Source organism: Marinomonas algarum, assembly GCF_020532605.1.
Classification (GTDB): domain Bacteria; phylum Pseudomonadota; class Gammaproteobacteria; order Pseudomonadales; family Marinomonadaceae; genus Marinomonas; species Marinomonas algarum.
The window spans coordinates 51472-71527 of record NZ_JAJATW010000008.1; the positions used below are offsets into that span (position 1 = coordinate 51472).

Sequence of the window (20056 nt, forward strand, 5' to 3'; positions counted from 1 at the left end):
AAATGGTTACGGTAAGAAAAGATCACCCTGTATTAGAAGATGGCACCGTTGATATTGATGCATGGATGGGGCAGTTTTCCCACCTTATGGACGACAGTGCGCGCGTTCCCCTACGAATGGCTTGCGAGCTAGCACGTCAAGCAGAATTACAATGTGCTCGACCGTCCTATTGGGGCCCACAAGCCAGTACGTTTCGTGCGGGCCTGGAAATGGTGGAAATTCTCTCTGGCTTTCGTGCTGACCAAGATTCTCTTGTGGCTTCTGCTTTATATCGTGCTGTCCGAGAAGATCAATTACCTATTTCCCGTGTAACAGAGATGTTTGGTCGCAAAGTCGCGTCTTTAATTGAAGGCGTTGTGCGGATGGGAGAGGTCTCTAAGAACTTGACCGCAGATACTCGAGCGGAAGTATTAGGACGCAGTGACAATCAACTGGAATCTTTGCGTAAAATGCTGGTGTCCATTATTGATGATGTCCGTGTTGTTCTGATTAAGCTGGCTGAACGCGCTTGTGCGATCAAAGAAGCGAAATATCAGAACGAAGAGCGACGTGTGTCGGTCGCCCTAGAGGTACAAAGTGTTTATGCCCCGCTTGCCCATCGTTTGGGAATTGGTCACATCAAGTGGGAATTGGAAGATCTGTCTTTTCGCTACCTTTACCCTTCAGAATACAAACGCATTGCCACCTGGCTCGATGAAAAACGCTTGGATCGTCAGCAGTTTATTGACGATGTGATTAATATGCTCGATGAGCGCCTCAAAGCCATTAATATCCATGCGGATCTGATGGGGCGCGCCAAGCACATTTACAGCATATGGCGCAAAATGAAGCGCAAAAACATTGGGTTTGATGAAGTATACGATGTGCGCGCGGTGCGTATTTTGGTTGATGAACCCATGGAATGTTACGGCGTTTTAGGGGTGGTGCATAACCTTTGGAAACCCATTCCTCAAGAATTTGATGATTACATCAGTAACCCCAAATCGAACGGTTATCAATCTTTGCACACCGCGGTCATTGGGCCACAAGGGCGTGCACTGGAAATTCAAATTCGAACCCATAAAATGCATGAAGATGCAGAACTGGGGGTATGTGCCCATTGGAAGTACAAGGGAACCGACCTGAGTTCTAACAGTTCGAGCTATGAAGAAAAATTACAGTGGCTAAGAACCATCCTAGATTTTCACGAAGTTCAGGGGGACTTGGAGTCCTTGTCTGAGCAAGTGCGTAGCGACATAGAGCAAGACCGCATTTATGTCTTTACACCCGATGGCCACGTTGTGGACTTGCCGATCAATTCAACCGCGGTTGATTTTGCTTACCGAGTGCATACAGAGATTGGTCACCGTTGTCGTGGCGCTAAGGTCAATGGCAAGATTATTTCCCTTGTTACTCAACTTAAAACCGGCGATAAGGTAGAAATCCTAACCACAAAGGAAGGGGGGCCAAGTCGAGATTGGCTACACCCGACGCTGGGTTATGTGCAAACCAATCGCGCGCGCGCCAAAATTCAAACTTGGTTTCGCAAAGAAGATCGAGAAAAGAACCTAGAAGCGGGCAAAAACCTACTCGATAAGCAGCTAAAGCGCTTGGGGTTTGATGACAATCGCATTGATCTTCAAGCAATCTCATCGCGTTTTAACTTTTCCTATGCCGATGAGGTGTATGTTGCGCTGGGGGCGGGTGATATTCAGTTAGCACGCGTGTTGCGTGTGATTGATGACTTTTACAATCTCAACGGTGAAACCGCGACATCGCGTCCTATTCGCTTGAGAAAAAGTCGTCATAAATCCTCAGACAATGATGTGCACATCTTAGGCGTTGGCAAACTGCTGACGCAAATGGCCAAATGTTGTAACCCTATTCCCGGGGATGATATTGCCGGATTTATTACCCAGGGACGCGGTGTTTCAGTGCATCGTCAAGACTGTATTAATATTGTCCAACTCGGTCTAGACGAACCAGAGCGCATTATCGATGTGAACTGGGGGGAAGAGCTGATGAATCAGTATCCAGTCAATATTCAAGTAGAAGCCTATGATCGCACTGGCTTGCTGAATGATATTACGGGGTTGCTGGCCAATGAGAAGGTGAACTTGTTGTCAATGAACACCTTATCGGCAACGGAAAGTCATACCGCCTGTATTCGCTTTACCATTGAAGTCAGTGAGCTCAGCGCCTTGAGCAAGTTGTTGCATCGTATTAACCAGCTACCCAACGTGTTGAATGTGTTTAGGGAGCGTGATTTTTGAGTGACACGATCGAGCGTTTACGCCGCCTGATGGGGTGCCTACGAGATAAGCAATACGGTTGTGCTTGGGATCAACAGCAGACCTACAAGACCATTGCGCCTTATACTCTAGAAGAAACGTATGAGGTGCTGGACGCCATTGAGCGAGAAGATTTTGATCATTTAAAAGAAGAACTTGGCGACGTGCTTTTTCAAGTGATTTTTTATGCTCAGATGGCCGAGGAAGAGCAACGCTTTACCTTTGACGATATTGTGGAAGGCATTATAGAAAAAATGCTGCGCCGTCACCCTCACGTTTTTCCTGATGGGGATATGGCGCGTTTTGGTGAGCCAATCTCATTGACCGAAGCACAAATAGCTGAGCAATGGCAGACGATCAAAGCGCAAGAAAAGGCACAAAAAGGCACACAAGCGTCCAGTATGTTGGATGAGGTGCCGGTTTCTATGCCGGCCATGATGCAAGCGGTAAAAATACAGAAAAAAGTTGCCAAAGTCGGATTTGATTGGTCTGATATTGGTCCTGTGTTTGACAAGATAAGAGAAGAATTAGACGAGCTAGAAGACGCCATTGCCGAGCAGGACAAAGATCATACGGAAGAAGAAATGGGCGATGTCTTGTTTGCTATGAGTAATTTAGCGCGTCATTTACGTATTTCGCCCGATGTGGCCTTGAACAAAACCAACATTAAATTTCGTCGCCGTTTTGGTCGAATCGAAACCTTGGTGTTGGCACAAAATAAAAAGCTGACAGAGTGCTCCTTAGAAGAATTAGACCGTTATTGGGATCAGGCTAAGCGAGAGGGCTTGTGATCCACTGACCGTCGTCTGATAAGGCGTGTTTGAGAAGCGTTCTGAGTACAATGAGGAGGGTGAAGTGAGTGATCGACAAGCGTCATTACGTGAAAATGTTAGGTTACTAGGGGATTGCTTAGGCGAAAGCATGAGTAATCATTTAGGCGAAGCGTTTCTCGATAAAGTGGAGAACATTCGTTTGCTGTCCAAAGACGGTCGTCAATCGGGTGATTCGGCTGCTTTAATTGCTGCATTAGAAGACCTAGATGACAAAGAAATCGTTCCTGTTGCCAGAGCGTTTAACCAGTTTTTAAACCTATCCAACATTGCTGAGCAATACCATCGTGTGCATCGTCGTCGAACCAATGAAAGCCTAGGGGTTTACCAAAACCCTATTGGGGATTTATTGACTCGTTTGAAGTCGAAAAACTTCACGGCTGAGCAGATGCTAGACTCGTTAAAGTCCCAATCAATAGAGTTGGTTTTAACCGCACACCCTACCGAAGTTGTCCGTCGGTCTTTGATTCGTAAATACGACAATATTTCCAACGAATTAGAAGCATTAGACAAAGACAATATCTTGCCTTTAGAAGAAACAAAACACGTTCGACGTCTAAAGGAAATCATTACCCAAGCATGGCATACCGACGAAATTCGTGATCAGCGCCCGACCCCTGTTGACGAAGCGAAATGGGGCTTTGCTGTTATTGAACAATCACTCTGGCAAGCGGTACCACGTTTCTTTCGCCAACTAGATGAGCAGTTTGGTGAGTTAACCGAGGATGCACGCTTGCCGTTGGATTTAGCGCCCATTCATTTTGCGACTTGGATGGGCGGGGATCGCGATGGAAACCCGAACGTGACACACAAGGTGACCCGTGAGGTGGCTTTATTGGCACGTTGGTTTGCGGCAGAAATGTATATTCAAGATTTGAGTGCATTGCGCGCTGAATTCTCAATGACGCAGTGTAACCCCGCATTGCGAAAGCGTGCAGGTACAAGCACCCAGCCTTATCGTGAAGTATTGCGCTATTTAGAACACAAGATGCGTGCGACCAAACAATGGGCAAAAGACTGCTTGGCAGGAAGAACGCCGTCCAGTGAGGCCATTTTTCTGGATGTTGAAGAGCTTAAAGACGACCTCACTCTGTGTTATCAGTCGTTGTTAGACTGCGGCATGAAGGTGATTGCAAATGGCTCCTTATTGGATTTGATTCGCTGTGCCGTGACCTTCGGCGCCACCTTAGTACGTTTGGATGTTCGCCAAGATGCCTCGCGTCATATTGATGCTTTGTCAGCGATTACGCGCTTTTATGGTGTTGGCGATTACGCAGAATGGGATGAAGCTTCTCGACAAGCGTTTCTGTTGACTGAGCTGAATTCAAAACGTCCTCTGTTGCCTAGAGAGTGGTCACCGACCGATGAAGTGAAAGAGGTTTTAGAGACGTTTGCCATGATTGCTCAGGGTCATGAAAACTCCTTTGGCTCCTATGTTATTTCTATGGCCAGCGCGCCTTCCGATGTGTTGGCGGTGGCCTTGATGCTGCAAGAATCTGGTGTCGATTTTCCTATGCGCATTGTGCCTTTATTTGAAACGCTGGCAGATTTAGACAATGCGGAGCCGATTGTTGAGCAATTGTTTACTATCCCTTGGTATAAGTCTTATATAAATGGTCGCCAAGAGGTCATGATCGGCTATTCTGATTCGGCTAAAGATGCGGGGCAAATTGCTGCAACTTGGGGACAATATCGTGCGCAAGAAGCACTGACACGTTTGTGTAAAAAACACGGTATACACTTGACCTTGTTCCACGGTCGCGGTGGCACCGTCGGACGTGGTGGTGGCCCTGCCCATGTGGCGATTTTATCCCAGCCTCCTGGTTCCGTGAATGGTTCTATTCGTGTGACAGAGCAGGGTGAAATGATCCGCTTTAAGTTCGGGATTCCTGATATTGCAGTACGTTCATTAGAACTTTATTGCTCTGCGGTGATGGAAGCCACCTTGATACCAGATGAGTCGCCAAAAGAAGAATGGCGAGCCATTATGGATGAAATGGCTGAAACCGCGATGAATCAATACCGTTCAATCGTCCGTGGTCATGAAGATTTTGTGGCGTATTTTAGGGCGACAACCCCCGAGCAAGAATTGGCGAAGTTGCCTCTTGGGTCACGTCCTGCTCGTCGTCGATCAGACGGTGGTGTGGAAAGCTTGCGTGCCATTCCGTGGATTTTTGCTTGGATGCAAATACGCCTAATGCTGCCTGCTTGGTTAGGGGCAGAAAGTGCCTTTGAACAGGGGGTGGAGTCTGGCAATTTAGAGCAAATCCGTGAAATGTACCGAGATTGGCCGTTTTTTAGTGCTTATGTTGATATGTTAGACATGGTATTAGCGAAAGCAGAACCCGAAATAGCCGAGTACTATGAAAAACGCTTGGTAAGCGACGATTTGCAAGGGTTAGGGCGTTTACTACGTAGCAAGTTGAGACAGGTTTGTGAGCTTGTGAAGCTGTTAAAGCAGCAAGATCGGTTGATTGAAGACAACAAAACCATTCGCCAATCCATCGATGTTCGTAATCCATATATTGACCCCTTGCATTACCTGCAGGCAGAGCTTCTGTACCGTAGTCGTAAAGACGCAAACAATCCAGAGGTCAATAAAGCCTTGATGATTACCATGGCGGGGATCTCAAGTGGCATGCAAAATACCGGTTAATGTAGTGATATGATCAATTAATGCTCAGTAATAACAGGAAAATAATAAAAACGAGCAGGTAAGTTTGCAAAAAGTATGACGGCTTGGGTATGCTTGTCGACCATTCAAATTTTACTATGTAATGGTCGACTCGTGTATTCTGTCATCGTGCTCTTAGCACCTTGCTGATTCACTGTGTCAGTTAACCTTGCTCATTCATTTTTACGCTGTCTTTTGGAGACTTTTTATGCGAGTAATTTTATTAGGTGCGCCTGGTGCGGGTAAAGGAACCCAGGCTCAATTCATTATGGAAGAATTTGGTATTCCACAAATTTCAACGGGCGACATGCTGCGTGCAGCGGTAAAAGCTGGGTCTGAAATGGGATTAAAAGCCAAAAAAGTGATGGATGCGGGTCAGTTGGTGTCTGATGAGATTATTATAGGCTTGGTGAAGGAGCGTTTAACACAGGAAGACTGTGTTAAAGGCGCCTTGTTTGATGGCTTTCCGCGTACCATTCCGCAAGCCGATGCGTTAAAAGATGCGGGCGTGAAAATCGATTACGTTGTCGAAATCAACGTCGCGGACGAAGAAATTGTACAGCGCATGAGTGGACGCCGTGTTCACGAAGCATCCGGTCGAACCTACCATACGGTTTACAATCCACCAAAAATGGAAGGGAAAGACGATGTCACCGGAGAAGACCTAGTTCAACGCGCGGACGATACTGAAGAGACGGTTCGTTTACGCCTTGGGGTTTACCATGATCAAACTGCGCCGCTGATCGGTTATTATCAAGATTGGTTAAAAGCCGACAGTGATAATGCTCCTCAATTTGTTTCGGTTAACGGTGTCGGTGACCTAAACGACATTAAACAAAGTTTATTAGCATCTTTAAAGGCTTAACCCGTTCATGGCGGTCATTTTAGCATTAGATACTTCAACGCCAGCGTGTTCTGTGGCGTTGAACATAAACGGAGTGGTGCTCGAAGATTTTCGTATGGCGCCACGTCTTCACAATGATTTAATTTTACCCATGATCGATCAGCTTCTTCAGCAAGCAGAGCTGCGCTTAGCGGATCTTGATGCGATTGCTTTTGGTCGTGGCCCTGGCTCTTTTACTGGCTTGCGCATCAGTGCGGGTATCGTTCAAGGGCTTGCTTATGGCGCTGATCTGCCTGTGATTCCTGTTTCTACTTTAGCTGCATTGTCTCTAGAGGGATTTCAAAAAACAGGTCGAAATGACTGGTTAGCGGCATTAGACGCCCGCATGGGTGAGATTTATATGGGCGGTTATCATGTCAATAAAGTGGAAGGTTGCTATGAAGTAACGCCCGTCATAGAAGAATGTGTGGTGAAACCTGAAGCGTTACAGGGTTTTACGACGGCATTTGATGGCGTTGGATCAGGTTGGTGTTACCAAGAAACACTAAGCGCTCTATTGCCTGAATTGCCTATGAATGTTCTTGTTGATTTAGCCCCACGTGCCTCTTGCGTGGCTGAGTTAGCGCAGTTGGCCTTTGAAAAAGGTCAGCTTATTTCAGCTTATGACGCGATACCCACGTATTTAAGAGATGAAATTAGTTGGGAAAAACAAGCCCCCCGTATAGGAAAACGTTAACACCATGTTGTGGTATCACATTGTCTTTTTGTCGGTCATCCAGGGGCTGACCGAGTTTCTGCCGATTTCCAGTTCCGCTCATTTGATTCTTCCTGCACAGCTGTTTGATTGGCCTGATCAAGGCTTAGCCTTTGATGTTGCGGTTCATGTGGGCACCTTAATGGCGATCGTTGCTTACTTTAGAAAAGACATTTTTCAGATTGTGTCGGCCTGGCTGATTTCGTTAAAAGTACGCCAGTCGACAGCGGACAGTCGTTTGGCGTGGTGGATTGTGATTGCCACTTTACCTGCAGGATTGGCTGGTTTCTTGTTTAATGATTTTATCAGTGAACACTTCCGTTCCATGGAGGTCATTGCTTATTCGACCATCGGTTTTGGCGTGTTATTGTGGCTGTCAGACCGCTTTGGCTCGACCCATAAAGCGGAAGCCGACTTTGGGCTAAAAAGTATTTTGTGTATTGGCTTTGCACAGGCGCTTGCTTTAATTCCGGGTACATCTCGCTCTGGTATTACTATGACAGCGGCACGATTTTTAGGCTTTGATCGTGAAAGTGCCGCCAAGTTTTCATTTTTACTGTCTATACCGCTGATATTGGCGGCAGGCAGTTTAAAGTCAGTGGAGCTTGTGTCATCCGATATTGCGGTTGATTGGATGAGTATCCTAGCAGGGGTTATTTTGTCTGCGATCAGCGCGTATTTATGTATTTATTTATTTTTAAAGTGGCTTAACACGATTGGTTTTTTCCCTTTCTTTGTGTACAGAATTCTCTTAGGGTCAGCCCTTTTATTTATTGCTTATACTTAAAATGCAAACAGGGTAATGGTCAACTTAGAAAAGCTTCCTGTCTCGGAGGCTTTTCTTTTTTTACCTTCGCTGCCATAAGTAACTCGATAGAAAAATTTTGCCCTATTTATTTGAAAATAGACACGGGTATTGAGTGTCATTCTTAATAAAGAGATGAGGGCCGTAGTATTTGCGGAGGGCAAGTATTTTGCTTAATCGACTGGCCGTTGCAACAAATGAACGGTATCTAGAAAAAGAAACACAGGCGTTAGCGCAATCGCTTTGCCTGGATTATATGTATCTGCTTGATCCGCTTAAGTTTGTGACAAACTACGATTATTTGTTGCTGAATACAGTAGATGGTGTCTCTGTGGCCAAAACAGGTAAGGGAGCACCTAAGCCTGTTTTCGTCGACTTTACCTCTGGCGCCGCTGATCATCGGCGACGATTTGGGGGGGGCAGAGGGCAAGATATTGCCAAAGCAGTAGGATTAAACAAACGTGCTGATCTCTCTGTGCTGGATGCAACGGCGGGGTTAGGCCGTGATGCTTTTGTGTTGGCCTGTTTGGGATGCACTGTTTCCCTTTGTGAGCGTGTTGGTTTTGTCAGAGCCCTGTTAAAGGATGGCTTAGAGCGCGGAAGCTTGCACCATGAGGTTGCGGATATTGTGAATCGTATGTCGTTGTTGGCAACCGACATACGCGGTTTATCGACGTCGAATCAATTTGACGTTGTGTATTTAGACCCTATGTATCCACACACTGAAAAAAGCTCCGCTGCAGCGAAAAAGGAAATGGCGTTTTTTCGTGATTTGGTGGGAAAAGATTTGGATGCCGATCATTTATTGCCCCATGCGATGGCACTTGCTGAGTATCGCGTCGTCGTAAAGCGCCCTAAAGGTGCACCTTTCTTAGATCAACAAGAGCCGACTTATCAGCTAGAAGGCAAGTCAGGGCGTTTTGATATTTATGTTTCGAAGTCTTTAGAGGCTTCGTGACATTAGCGATGCCCCAACCGTTAGACGTATTTTTATCGCTTTTTTTTATTAATAATGCGGAGGTCGATCGCCGTCATGAATAGGCTGTTGTTGGCGGTAAGATTCAAGTTGATTTCCAAGTAAAACCAGCTTTTCCTGCATTAATAACAGGTCCTTTTGCTGACTGACAAGGGCTTTATTTAACGTGTCGATGGTGTCTTCTTGAAACTGTAATTTAAACTCAAGTTCGTCAATACGTTGGTTGATTTGCGAGGTGTTCATAGCTACCTTCTGTGTGTTAATCTTATTTTGCTAAGTTTGTATTTTATGAGCGATTCTAAACGAGTTAACGCATAGTTTGCGGGTATTTATTAGATAAGAGTGGCGTGAAATTTGCTCTCATAAAGAAGCGGGTATTTTACTACTATCTTCTTTTGCTTCACACGCTGATTTTAGAAAGAATTTAGCAAAATATTCATCTATTCACTTTTGTACTTACATGCAGCCACCTTCACTTGAGCTGGCTCTACTTTACAATATTATTTAATTTAATAAGAGAAATACTGTTATGAATGATCATCAGGATAATGCTTCGCGTAATAATGGATCTTCTGTTGGTTCCGGTTTGTTTTCGTTACGCACTTTTGTTGTTAGCCTTGTTATTGCTTTGGTTATCCCTCTTCTTTTAGCGAGTGTTTTAGGGGAATCAATAGGGCACAATTACCTTGTCTACTTTGCTTTTATTTTAGTGTCTGTCTATATCGGTGCCATGGTAAGCCAAGCGGCACCAGCGACGCCATCTTCTGTTGTTGAATCACCAAAACGCCACGTTGAAGAAGAGAGTGACGATGAGGAAGAAGACGAAAATGACGACCGTGAGCAAGGTACGGTTAAGTGGTTTAACTCCTCAAAAGGGTTTGGTTTTTTAACCATGGAAAATGGTGATGATGTGTTTGTTCATTACCGTGCTATCCGTGGTCGTGGCCGTCGTTTCCTTGTAGAAGGTCAATTAGTACGCTTCTATGTCACTGAAGGTGAGAAGGGCAAACAAGCAGAAAACGTGTCTATTATTCGCGGTTAATCGTACTTTTTAGAGGTTTTTATGACAACAGTAACATTAAAAGGCAATGCGTTTGAAACAGTGGGCAGTTTGCCCGCGGTAGGGTCTGCTGCGCCAGCATTTGAATTGGTAAAAACAGATTTGTCCGTTGCTAGTTTGGCTGATTACGAAGGTCAAAAGCTGGTATTAAATATTTTCCCATCCGTGGATACGCCGACTTGTGCGACGTCTGTGCGTAAATTCAATGAGTCTGCTGCGGCATTAAAAGATGTGAACGTTATGTGCGTTTCAGCGGATTTGCCTTTTGCCGCAGGGCGTTTTTGTGGTGCAGAAGGTATTGATAACGTCGATATGGGGTCAACGTTTCGTTCTACGTTTGGCGCAGATTACGGCTTAAGCTTTACAACAGGGCCTTTAAAAGGCTTGTTGTCTCGTTCTGTTGTGATTATTGATGAGTCGGGGAAGGTTCTTTACACTGAGCAAGTCGCCGAGACTGCCGATGAGCCAAACTACGATGCAGCCTTAGCGGCATTAGCATAAATCTTTACCCGTTTTCCAAGAAAAAATTGAAATAAAAAAAGCCTTTTTTACTGTCCAAATAATGAGTTATTCTCATGTTTTGATAGGAAAAAGGCTTTTTTATGGGCGCTCGGTAAGAGCCAGTACAATACTAGTCTTTTTGTACTGGGATAGTATTGGTTGTTCGCTCAACGCTGTTGTCTTTGTTCAAGTAGACTAGCTTGGGATCAAATTGATCCGCTTCGGCTTCTTCCATTTGGGCGTAGGTTGCGATGATAACACGGTCGCCGACTTGAACTTTTCTTGCTGCCGCGCCATTCATAGAAATGGTGCCCGAGCCTGCTTCTGCTAAGATAACGTAAGTATGAAAACGTTCGCCGTTATCGACGTTGTAAATATCAATTTTTTCGAACTCTCTAAATCCTGCAAGTTCAACAAGGTCTTTATCAATGGCGCAGGAGCCGTCGTACCAAAGCTCTGCTTGTGTTACGCTGGCCATATGAAGCTTGCCTTTCATTAGTGTAATTTGCATATATAAAGTCTCTTAAATTTTCAGTATTGCTTGTTATGCCACTTTTGCTTTTCCATTAGTAATAGGCTTTTCCATTAGTAATAGAAAGCACGTTAGTGGCTAATTCCAAATAAAAGGCCCTTCACCGTGGCTGTTAATTCGCCACCATTGATCAGGGTCTTGGTCACCTTCTTCTTCCCACCCTTGAAAGTTACAACGCACTTCACAATTTAGGGATTCAAACACTTGTTTTGCGCAAGCCATGTCGTTTTCCCACGGAGTCTGATCTGAATCGAACCAGATTGAGGTGAAACGTTTACCTGCTGCTTGCTCTAAAATAGTGACATCAATGCGGTTCTCTTTGAAAGACAGCGTCACTTTTGTGCTTAACGATGAGAGAGGCGACTGGTCGACGATTGTAAAGGTATTTTCAAGCCAAGCAATGATGTTTTCAGTTGGGCAAGACAACACATACACTTCTATGTCTGATTGCGGTAGCGTCATGGCGCTAATCCTTTTTATTAATCATGTGGTAAATACGAAGAATGCTCATGGAGAAATAACCAACAAAGGTCCAAATTACGCCTGCTCCAGCGAGAATGATGCCGAATAAGGCCATGATCTCCTGCTCAAGGGAGGCGATAACAACACGATCGGCCACCATCAAAATGAGAACGCCAAACACAAATACAATACCGCCTTGAATCATTTTGACGAGCGCAGCTCTTGGGTTATTTCCCTGCTTCATGGCGAATTTGTGAATAGCGTGTCTCATTGGCTCAGGTTACTCTTTGGTGCTTTTACCAGCAAATAAATTGCTGAGAATGCGAGAGTAAATACTGGAAAGCTGGTTTAGACTTTCTGCATCGACGCATTCGTTGATTTGATGAATCGTCGCGTTGATCGGACCAAGCTCAACCACTTGTGTGCCCATTTTCGCAATAAAGCGGCCATCTGACGTGCCACCGGAGGTAGAAAGTTCCGGTGTAATATTGACGGTACTTTCCACCGCGTCAATCATAGCGTCGACCAGTTCGCCAGGGCGTGTCAAAAAGGGTAGACCGTTGTAAGTCCATTCAACGTCATAGCGTAGCTGGTGTTTGTCTAGAATATCAATGACGCGTGCTTTTAATGCGTCAAAATCCAATTCTGATGAGAAACGAAAGTTGAACTGGGCGTTAAGGGTGCCAGGAACCACATTGGTTGCCCCTGTGCCAGCATGGATATTGGACACTTGAAAACTGGTCGGTGGGAAGAAGTCGTTGCCGTCGTCCCAGTGAGCCTCTGCCATTTCAGCGAGAGCAGGTGCGGCAAGGTGAATGGGGTTCTGTGCCAGGTGTGGGTAAGCGACATGACCTTGTTTGCCATACACAGTAAGGTTGCCACTGAAAGAACCGCGACGACCATTCTTTATAATGTCTCCTAACGTATGGGTGCTAGAAGGCTCACCGACAATGCACCAGTCCACTTTTTCATTGCGTGCCATCAAGGCATCAACTACTCGAGTTGTGCCGTCAACAAAAGGGCCTTCTTCATCGCTGGTGATTAAAAAAGAAATCTGTCCATCATGATCGGGGTGTTTACTCACAAAGTCTTCAACGGCGGTTATCATGGCGGCAAGACTGCCTTTCATGTCAGCTGCACCACGACCATACAATATGCCATCAATGATGGTTGGGGAGAAGGGCGGTACTTTCCATTCGCTTTCTGGCCCTGTAGGCACAACGTCAGTGTGACCGGCAAAACAAAGATTAGGACCGGTATGACCGCGTTTCGCGTAAAAGTTTTTTACTTCACCAAAAGGCATGAGCTCAATTTCAAAGCCCATGTTTTTAAGTCGTTGTATCATAACTTCTTGGCAACCAGCGTCTTCGGGCGTAACCGAAGGGCGAGACATTAAATCAATGGCGAGGTCGAGTGTGGGAGATAAGTCAGACATTCTTTACCTTTGTGTTAGTTTTCGCTACCTTATGAAAAAACTCCGTTACTATAACAGGAGAATCAAATAAAGGTGGGGTTATGAAATTAGGCGTTAGTATTTTTCTAGGCTTGTTATTGACTGGGTGCAGCCTATTTTATGAGCCAGTCATCCAAGAGTCGTATTTTTTACCAGTGATTCAATCGGATGTCACAACGTCAGGATACAGACCCAGTGTCACACCAGTAGCGCCGACAATAAGACGTCTGGATCGACCCACTATTTATACGCCATTGCCGCACTAAAGTAAGTGTTTAGCATAGTCATCAGGGTTGAAGCCGAGTAGCTTGGTTTCCCCTGAAACGATGACAGGGCGCTTCACGATAGACGTTTGCGTTATCATTAGTTGAACGGCGTTTTCTGCATTCATGGTATTTTTTGTTTCGTCGTCGAGTTTACGCCACGTTGTGCCACGCTTGTTGATGACGTTTTCCCAGCCGAGTGTTGCTATCCAGTTGCTGGCAAGTTCAGCATCTAAGCCTTCTTTTTTATAATCATGAAAGCGATATTCCACTTTATTTTCTTCTAGCCAGCGGAACGCTTTTTTCATGGTATCGCAGTTTTTAATGCCAAAGACTTCGATCATAATTGACTCCATTGCGCGCTACGTATGCTATTGCAAACGTGGCGCGTTTTATCCTGGTGTTTTATTAGTTATGTGAATGCAGTGCTTCGTTCAGCTCAATGGCGGTTTTATTGGTTTTGCATTCGATGGCGCCTGTTGATGAGTTACGACGGAATAATAGATCTGATTGACCAGACAATTCACGTGCTTTCACGGTCGAAACAACTTGGTTGTTTTCATCGAGTACAGCGACTTTAGAACCTGCAGTAATGTACAAGCCCGACTCCACGATACAGCGATCACCTAAACCAATACCGATACCGGCATTGGCACCGATTAAGCATTTTTCGCCAACGGCAATAACGATGTTGCCACCGCCAGATAACGTCCCCATAGTGGAACAGCCACCGCCTAGGTCAGAGCCATTACCAACAACAACACCTGCTGAAATACGACCTTCTACCATGCTGTTGCCCAGTGTGCCGGCATTAAAGTTAACAAAGCCTTCGTGCATTACCGTTGTGCCTTCGGCTAGGTGGGCACCCAAGCGAATACGTGCAGCATCGCCAACGCGAATGCCTGCTGGTACAACAAAGTTAAGCATTTTAGGGAATTTATCCACACTGAAGACTTCAATGGTACGGCCTTCCATACGTGCACTCAGTTGACGATCCGCTAATTCACGAACATCAATTGGACCTTCATTGGTCCAAGCGGTGTTGATCAATAAACCAAACATGCCATCAAGAACCGTTGCATGAGGCGTGATCAAACGATGGGAGATCAATTGCAGCTTCAAGTAGACTTCTGCTGGATTGCTGGGTGCTTCATCGTTTGCTAGGACACATAAAATAACCGGCTGACGAGAGGCTTTGAGTCGAGAAGCCAACTCGGCTTGTTCGATGTTTCCTGCTTTTAATAGGTTCATGTGTAAGCGGTTTAAGTCGCTCTCATCCAGTACCAACGTACTGTTGCCGCCTTCGTAATTGGTGCTTTCTAATAGGGCATCTTGAGTGCTTTTTTCAGCCCCTAGGCTTGGCGCTGAATAGAAGACTTCTAACCAGTTACCTTCTTTGTTTTGTGTGCCGATGCCAAGACCGAATGCGAAAATGGGGTTGCTCATGTATGTACTCCAAAATGAGTTAGCTTGTTATAAAAATAGAAATTAACGAAATACAGTAAAAAATAAAACTATCGGCGCTGAATAAAGTGTCGGATACGTTCTGCTGCTTCAACACACTCAGATTCTTCTGCGACTAAGGCCATGCGAACATGATGGCTGCCTGGGTTTTTGCCATTGGCTTCACGACCTAAATAACTGCCTGGCAGCACCAGTACCGCTTCTTCTTTATAAAGCGAGGTGCAGAAGTCTTCGTCTGTCATGCTTAACTCTGGCCAAAGGTAAAAGCCCGCCTCAGGTTTGTTTATTGGCATTACAGGAGACAAAATCTCCAGTACCGAATCAAATTTGCGTGTGTAGATTTCACGATTCTTAACCACATGATTCTCATCATTCCATGCGGCAATTGAAGCATCTTGATGGTGAATGGGCATAGCACAACCCTGATAGGTTCGATAAAGCAAGAAAGGCTTCAATATATTGGCATCACCCGCAACAAAACCAGAGCGAAGTCCTGGTAAGTTTGAACGTTTCGACAATGACTGAAAAATTAGGCAGTTTTTATAGTCGGTGTTGCCCAGTTTTTGGCAAGCTTCCAGTAAGCCAAGCGGCGCCTGATCGCCAAAATAAATCTCTGAATAGCACTCATCCGCGACGATGGTGAAATCAAAGGTATGTGCTTTTTCGATTAGGTAAGCATACTCTTCTAGCGTTGTGACGGTGCCGCTTGGGTTGTTGGGTGAGCAAACAAATAACACCTCACAACGGGCCCATGTTGCATCGTCAACACGCGAGTAATCTACCTTGTATTGGGTATCAGATCCGCAAGGCAAATAGTGAAGCTCAGCCCCAGCTAAGATACCGGCCCCTTCATAGATTTGATAAAAAGGATTTGGGCTAATCACTAGAGCGTTTTGTTTTTCACCTACCAAGGTTTGCGTGATCGCAAACAGTGCTTCGCGTGTGCCTGACACCGGCAGTATCTGTGTGTCTGGGTTGAGCGTATCCAGTGAAAAGCGTTTTTTAGCCCAATCGCTGATGGTGCTACGTAAAGGCAGCTCTCCTTTTGTACTGGGGTATTTACTGACGCCTGCCAGACTATTAGCAAGTGTCTCCAATACGACTTGGGGTGCCTCGTGTTGGGGCTCGCCAATGGTCAGTTTGATCAGCTTTTTGTCTGGATTAGGTGTGATGCCTTCAATAAGCTCTGCAAGCTTTTGGAAGGGGTATGGGTGCAAAGAATGTATTAAAGGGTTCATTGTTATCAGTCCACTGCTTGAGAAAAACGGTCTATTTTCTCTTTTAAAAGGGTGCAAATGCTGTCCATGCGTTCAGAGTCAGTAATCAGATCCCCGTTTTCATCGGTAATGTAAAAGGTATCTTCGACTCGTTCGCCGAGTGTGGCGATTTTGGCCTTGTGCAGCATAATGTTGTGATTCATAAAAAACTGTCCGATCAGGGCAAGTAGACCTAATCGATCCGGTGCGGTGACTTCGAGTGCTGACCAAACTTCTTCTGGTTGACTAACAAAGTGCGCGGTGGAGGGCGAATTGAAAATCTTCAGTATTCTTGGTGTATGACGTTGCACAACACTGGCGTACATAGAAGGGTTTTGCAGTTGTTCCATCAATGCTTTGCGGATCAGAGTGATGCGCTCTTTATCAAGGTGCAAAATAGTGTCATTGTCATTACTGTCCATCACCACAAAGCTGTCTAAGCTGTAATTATTTGTGGTGTGACTGATTTTCGCGTCTAAAATTGTTAAGCCAAGTTGTTCAAAGGTAGCAGCGGTGACGGCAAATAAGTGTCTGCTGATTGGTGTGTAGATAAAGATTTTACTGGCACCGGAAAAGTTACGGCCACCAAGTGGGGTGATCGCAATCAGTGGCTTGTCGCTCGGGCGGTGGCGTAAAATGGCCTCGGTGTTCCAAGCAATTTCATCGCCATTGGAGCGAATAAAATATTCGTCTTCAATGGTGTCCCAGATAGTCTCCGCTTCTGTGATATCGACATTGCGTTCTATCATGATTTCCAATGCTCGTTGCTTGTGTTCATCACTGATCATATCGGCATCAATAGGGGAATCTAAGCCACGACGCAAAGCGCGTTTTGTTTCAAGGTACAGCTGACGCATTAAAGAGGCGCGCCAGCTGTTCCACATTGTCGGGTTGGTAGCATTGATGTCTGCTACCGTTAAGATGAACAGATAATCTAGGTGTTCTTGGTCTTTAACATAGCTGGCGAATTCCCAGATTACTTCAGGGTCAGAGATGTCTTTACGCTGCGCTGTGACGGACATAAACAAATGGTTTCTTACGAGCCATACCACCAACGCAGTATCACGTTTTGAAAGCCCATGGCGTTCACAAAATGCTTGTGCGTCGACACAACCTAGCTCCGAGTGATCACCGCCTCGTCCTTTGGCGATGTCGTGGTAAAGACCCGCAATATAGAGTAATTCAACTTTTGGAACATGACGGATGGCTTGTCCTGAGATAGGGAATTTCTGCTTGAATTCGGGTAACCAAAGGCGACGTAAGTTTTCGACCAATTGAAGGGTATGGGCATCGACGGTGTAAATGTGGAATAAGTCGTGCTGCATTTGACCGATAATAGCACCAAACTCAGGCAGATAACGTCCGAGTAGGCCAAGGTGTTTCATTGAACGCAAGATACTGGTCAGTCGATAACGGCTGGCAATAATATCAAGAAATAAATCGGTATTACGTTTATTGCTGCGAAAATCATCATCAATGAGATCAAGGTTGTCTCGAAGTTGTCGCATGGTGTTGGCGCGAATGCCTTTGATGTGTTCATTGGCACCGAGCAACACATAAATTTCCATCATGCTAGAAGGGTTATCTTGAAATAAAGTTTCGGAGCGGGCTTCTATCTGCCCATTAGACACTTGGAAGTGATCGTTAAGAACGTCAACGGCGTCTACGGTGTCTGTTTCAAGAAAGGATTCTTCAAAGTGCTGTAAGAGTAGATCATTGAGTTGTTGTATGGCAGCCACACTTTGATAGTAGCCCTGCATAAAGCGCTCAACGTTGCGTTTTAGGTCGTCATCGTCAAAACCAAAAAGTTTGGTCAAGGTGCGCTGGTGATCAAACAGTAATCTGTCTTCTTTGCGTCCTGCGATCATGTGTAATGCCCAACGCACACGCCACAAGTGACTGACCGCTCCTTTAAGTTGGATGTATTCGTCTTCAGATAAAAACTCTTTTTCGATCAGAGCGCTGAGTCGAGTTGTGTGTAAGTGGCGCTTGGCGACCCAGTCAATGACTTGCATGTCTCGAAGGCCACCGGGGCATTCTTTTAAATTCGGTTCTAAGTTATACGCTGTGTTTTGATACTTAGCGTGGCGCTTTTTTTGCTCTTCCACTTTGGCAAGGTAAAAGGAGTGGCCATCCCACATTTGTGAAATATCAACGTGCAGTTTAAGTGTCGCAAGTAGATCGGGTGAGCCGATTAAGGTTCGAGATTCAATGAGATTGGTGATGACAGTGATGTCTTTAGCCGCCATATCCGTACATTCATTGACGGTCCGAACACTGTGGCCAACGTCTAAGTTGATGTCCCATAAGAAAGTAATAAAGGCTTCGAGTTTTTCTTTGGGTGCAGAAGTTTCATTTTCAATCAGAATTAAGAGATCAATGTCTGATTTAGGGTGCAATTCGCCGCGACCATAGCCACCTACAGCGACTAAACTAACATGCTCTTCATCATCTAGCCCTTTGGCAGACCATGCGGCTCGCATGATTTCGTCAAAAAAGGCAGATAACCCTTTAACCAGCTTTTCTATTGGATAAAGTGAATGAAATAAGTCATTGTAAAGATTCGTTTTTTCTTCAATGATGGCTTTGTAACGAGTGATGGAGCAGCCCGCTTGGGCCAGTTCGTTTTTTTCATCTTGTGTCAATAATGGCGGAGCGTCTGGAAAAGCAGGGAAGTCCATACAAAAGCCTCTAAGCGTTGTGGTATTTGATCATCTATTAACGAAGAGAAATACGAAATCGGCACAAATAATGATCATAAATTATGAAGAATAAACAAAAACAATAACTCAAACGGCGCTTCTATGAGAAGCGCGTTTCTTCAGGTCGACGGGTTAATACTTCAACGCCAGTCGCGGTAACGAGCAGTGTGTGCTCATATTGCGCAGACAAGCGACCGTCTTTGGTTTTTGCAATCCAATTATCAGGGCCTGTGTGTTTAACCTGTTTTTTACCTGCGTTAATCATAGGCTCTATTGTTAGGGTCATGCCTTCTTCTAACATATAGCCTGTACCGGCTTTACCGTAATGCGCAACTTGAGGCTCGCCATGAAACGTGGTTCCTACGCCGTGGCCACAATATTCTTCCACTACGCTGCAGTGGTGTTTGTGAGCGTAGGCTGAGATTGCCGCCCCGATGTCGCCTAAACGTACGCCAGGTTTGACAAGGTCGATGGCTAAATAAAGAGACTCTTGCGTCACCTTGGCAAGGCGTTCAGCGTGCGGTAAAGCAGGGCCCGCAAAAAACATTCTGCTGGTGTCGCCATAGTAGCCATCTTTGATAATAGTGATATCAATATTAACGGTGTCGCCTTTTTTCAGCGCTTTGTCATTAGGAATACCATGACAAATAACATCGTTTACAGAGGTACAGCATGATTTAGGAAAGCCGTGGTAGTTCAATGGCGCAGGAACAGCACCTTGAACACCAACAATGTAGTTATGGGCAATAATATCGATTTGTTCAGTGGTCACACCGGGCACAACGTATTCTTCAAGCATAACCAAAACGTCAGCGGCCAGTTTGCCAGCTAAGCGCATACCTTCTATGTCACTGATGTCTGTAAACCGTGTTGACGCTGGGCGTGGTGTCCATTTTGGCACATCTAAACGTCCATCTTTGGTCAGTTCTGCAATTTTTTGTAGGGTCTCGTTACTCATAATGTCACTGTCTTTAAGAAGTTTATTTCCATGTAATTTTTTCACATAGAGTGAAGTTGCGCATTATTCTACATGACTTAAGGACTATAATCGCCTCTCACACCGAAAAAAACGTATGCCTGATGATGGTGAAAAAAAGCGTTCAATCCTTTTGGTTTTTATTTGAATATGATATAAAACGCCAGCTTAAAAGGCTTGTGCCTCTTATAAGCTAAATTATTCAAATCAACGATCTTGCCGCAACGAATAAAA

The 20056-nt window shown here is 45.2% G+C and carries 20 protein-coding genes; 10 read left to right on the forward strand and 10 right to left on the reverse strand.

Features of this window, described 5'->3' with window-relative positions; translation table 11 throughout:
* Positions 1 to 2 precede the first annotated feature (2 nt).
* The 7 genes from relA (at position 3) to LG368_RS06920 (ending at position 9135) form a co-directional block, all read left to right on the forward strand.
* Positions 3 to 2252: a GTP diphosphokinase gene (gene relA / locus LG368_RS06890; protein WP_226753999.1), complete on the forward strand. Its 2250-nt coding sequence runs from the start codon at positions 3 to 5 to the stop codon at positions 2250 to 2252.
* Complete coding sequence (gene mazG / locus LG368_RS06895) at positions 2249 to 3061, forward strand: nucleoside triphosphate pyrophosphohydrolase (protein ID WP_226754000.1); 813 nt, start codon at positions 2249 to 2251, stop codon at positions 3059 to 3061. The genes relA and mazG overlap by 4 nt, the downstream gene beginning before the upstream one ends.
* Positions 3062 to 3125: 64 nt before the next feature.
* Positions 3126 to 5756 (forward strand): phosphoenolpyruvate carboxylase, encoded by a 2631-nt coding sequence (gene ppc, locus LG368_RS06900; protein WP_226754001.1) that lies wholly within the window; start codon positions 3126 to 3128, stop codon positions 5754 to 5756.
* Between the two features lie 226 nt (positions 5757 to 5982).
* The gene (gene adk / locus LG368_RS06905) at positions 5983 to 6639 is read left to right on the forward strand and encodes an adenylate kinase (RefSeq protein ID WP_226754002.1); all 657 of its coding nucleotides are present in this window, start codon (positions 5983 to 5985) and stop codon (positions 6637 to 6639) included.
* A gap of 7 nt (positions 6640 to 6646) precedes the next feature.
* Entirely contained in the window at positions 6647 to 7354 is a 708-nt protein-coding gene (tsaB, locus tag LG368_RS06910; RefSeq protein ID WP_226754003.1) for a tRNA (adenosine(37)-N6)-threonylcarbamoyltransferase complex dimerization subunit type 1 TsaB, read from the forward strand.
* 4 nt (positions 7355 to 7358) lie between these two features.
* Entirely contained in the window at positions 7359 to 8159 is an 801-nt protein-coding gene (locus tag LG368_RS06915) for an undecaprenyl-diphosphate phosphatase (RefSeq protein WP_226754005.1), read from the forward strand.
* Between the two features lie 187 nt (positions 8160 to 8346).
* On the forward strand, positions 8347 to 9135 hold the full coding sequence (locus LG368_RS06920) for a class I SAM-dependent methyltransferase (RefSeq protein ID WP_226754006.1): 789 nt from the start codon (positions 8347 to 8349) through the stop codon (positions 9133 to 9135).
* A 48-nt stretch (positions 9136 to 9183) separates the two neighbouring features.
* On the opposite strand, the gene LG368_RS06925 is transcribed toward LG368_RS06920, so the two are convergent.
* Positions 9184 to 9396 (reverse strand): SlyX family protein, encoded by a 213-nt coding sequence (locus LG368_RS06925; RefSeq protein WP_226754007.1) that lies wholly within the window; start codon positions 9394 to 9396, stop codon positions 9184 to 9186.
* 286 nt (positions 9397 to 9682) lie between these two features.
* Here LG368_RS06925 and LG368_RS15540 point away from each other — a divergent pair, with 286 nt between their 5' ends.
* Both LG368_RS15540 and tpx read left to right on the forward strand, forming a co-directional pair.
* The gene (locus LG368_RS15540) at positions 9683 to 10195 is read left to right on the forward strand and encodes a cold-shock protein (protein WP_276572995.1); all 513 of its coding nucleotides are present in this window, start codon (positions 9683 to 9685) and stop codon (positions 10193 to 10195) included.
* A 21-nt stretch (positions 10196 to 10216) separates the two neighbouring features.
* Entirely contained in the window at positions 10217 to 10714 is a 498-nt protein-coding gene (gene tpx / locus LG368_RS06935) for a thiol peroxidase (protein ID WP_226754008.1), read from the forward strand.
* Between the two features lie 130 nt (positions 10715 to 10844).
* Here the strand turns inward: tpx and panD are convergent, their stop codons facing one another.
* The 4 genes from panD to dapE all read right to left on the reverse strand — a co-directional run bounded on the left by panD (position 10845) and on the right by dapE (position 13143).
* Positions 10845 to 11225: an aspartate 1-decarboxylase gene (gene panD / locus LG368_RS06940; protein WP_226754009.1), complete on the reverse strand. Its 381-nt coding sequence runs from the start codon at positions 11223 to 11225 to the stop codon at positions 10845 to 10847.
* 99 nt (positions 11226 to 11324) lie between these two features.
* Positions 11325 to 11708, reverse strand: coding sequence for a hypothetical protein (locus LG368_RS06945; protein WP_226754010.1), 384 nt, complete (start codon positions 11706 to 11708; stop codon positions 11325 to 11327).
* Positions 11709 to 11712: 4 nt separating this feature from the next.
* Complete coding sequence (locus LG368_RS06950) at positions 11713 to 11979, reverse strand: hypothetical protein (RefSeq protein ID WP_226754011.1); 267 nt, start codon at positions 11977 to 11979, stop codon at positions 11713 to 11715.
* 9 nt (positions 11980 to 11988) lie between these two features.
* Positions 11989 to 13143, reverse strand: a complete 1155-nt coding sequence (gene dapE / locus LG368_RS06955) for a succinyl-diaminopimelate desuccinylase (protein ID WP_226754012.1) — start codon at positions 13141 to 13143, stop codon at positions 11989 to 11991.
* 80 nt (positions 13144 to 13223) lie between these two features.
* Between dapE and LG368_RS06960 the strand changes: the two genes are divergently transcribed.
* Positions 13224 to 13427, forward strand: coding sequence for a hypothetical protein (locus tag LG368_RS06960; protein WP_226754013.1), 204 nt, complete (start codon positions 13224 to 13226; stop codon positions 13425 to 13427).
* Here the strand turns inward: LG368_RS06960 and LG368_RS06965 are convergent.
* The 5 genes from LG368_RS06965 to map all read right to left on the reverse strand — a co-directional run bounded on the left by LG368_RS06965 (position 13424) and on the right by map (position 19804).
* The gene (locus LG368_RS06965; RefSeq protein WP_226754014.1) at positions 13424 to 13768 is read right to left on the reverse strand and encodes an ArsC family reductase; all 345 of its coding nucleotides are present in this window, start codon (positions 13766 to 13768) and stop codon (positions 13424 to 13426) included. The two genes, LG368_RS06960 and LG368_RS06965, sit on opposite strands and share 4 nt — an antisense overlap.
* Before the next feature lie 64 nt (positions 13769 to 13832).
* Entirely contained in the window at positions 13833 to 14870 is a 1038-nt protein-coding gene (dapD, locus tag LG368_RS06970; RefSeq protein WP_226754015.1) for a 2,3,4,5-tetrahydropyridine-2,6-dicarboxylate N-succinyltransferase, read from the reverse strand.
* Between the two features lie 68 nt (positions 14871 to 14938).
* Positions 14939 to 16126: a succinyldiaminopimelate transaminase gene (dapC, locus tag LG368_RS06975; RefSeq protein ID WP_226754016.1), complete on the reverse strand. Its 1188-nt coding sequence runs from the start codon at positions 16124 to 16126 to the stop codon at positions 14939 to 14941.
* 5 nt (positions 16127 to 16131) lie between these two features.
* Entirely contained in the window at positions 16132 to 18825 is a 2694-nt protein-coding gene (gene glnD / locus LG368_RS06980; protein ID WP_226754017.1) for a [protein-PII] uridylyltransferase, read from the reverse strand.
* 121 nt (positions 18826 to 18946) lie between these two features.
* Entirely contained in the window at positions 18947 to 19804 is an 858-nt protein-coding gene (map, locus tag LG368_RS06985) for a type I methionyl aminopeptidase (protein ID WP_226754018.1), read from the reverse strand.
* Positions 19805 to 20056: the final 252 nt, after the last annotated feature.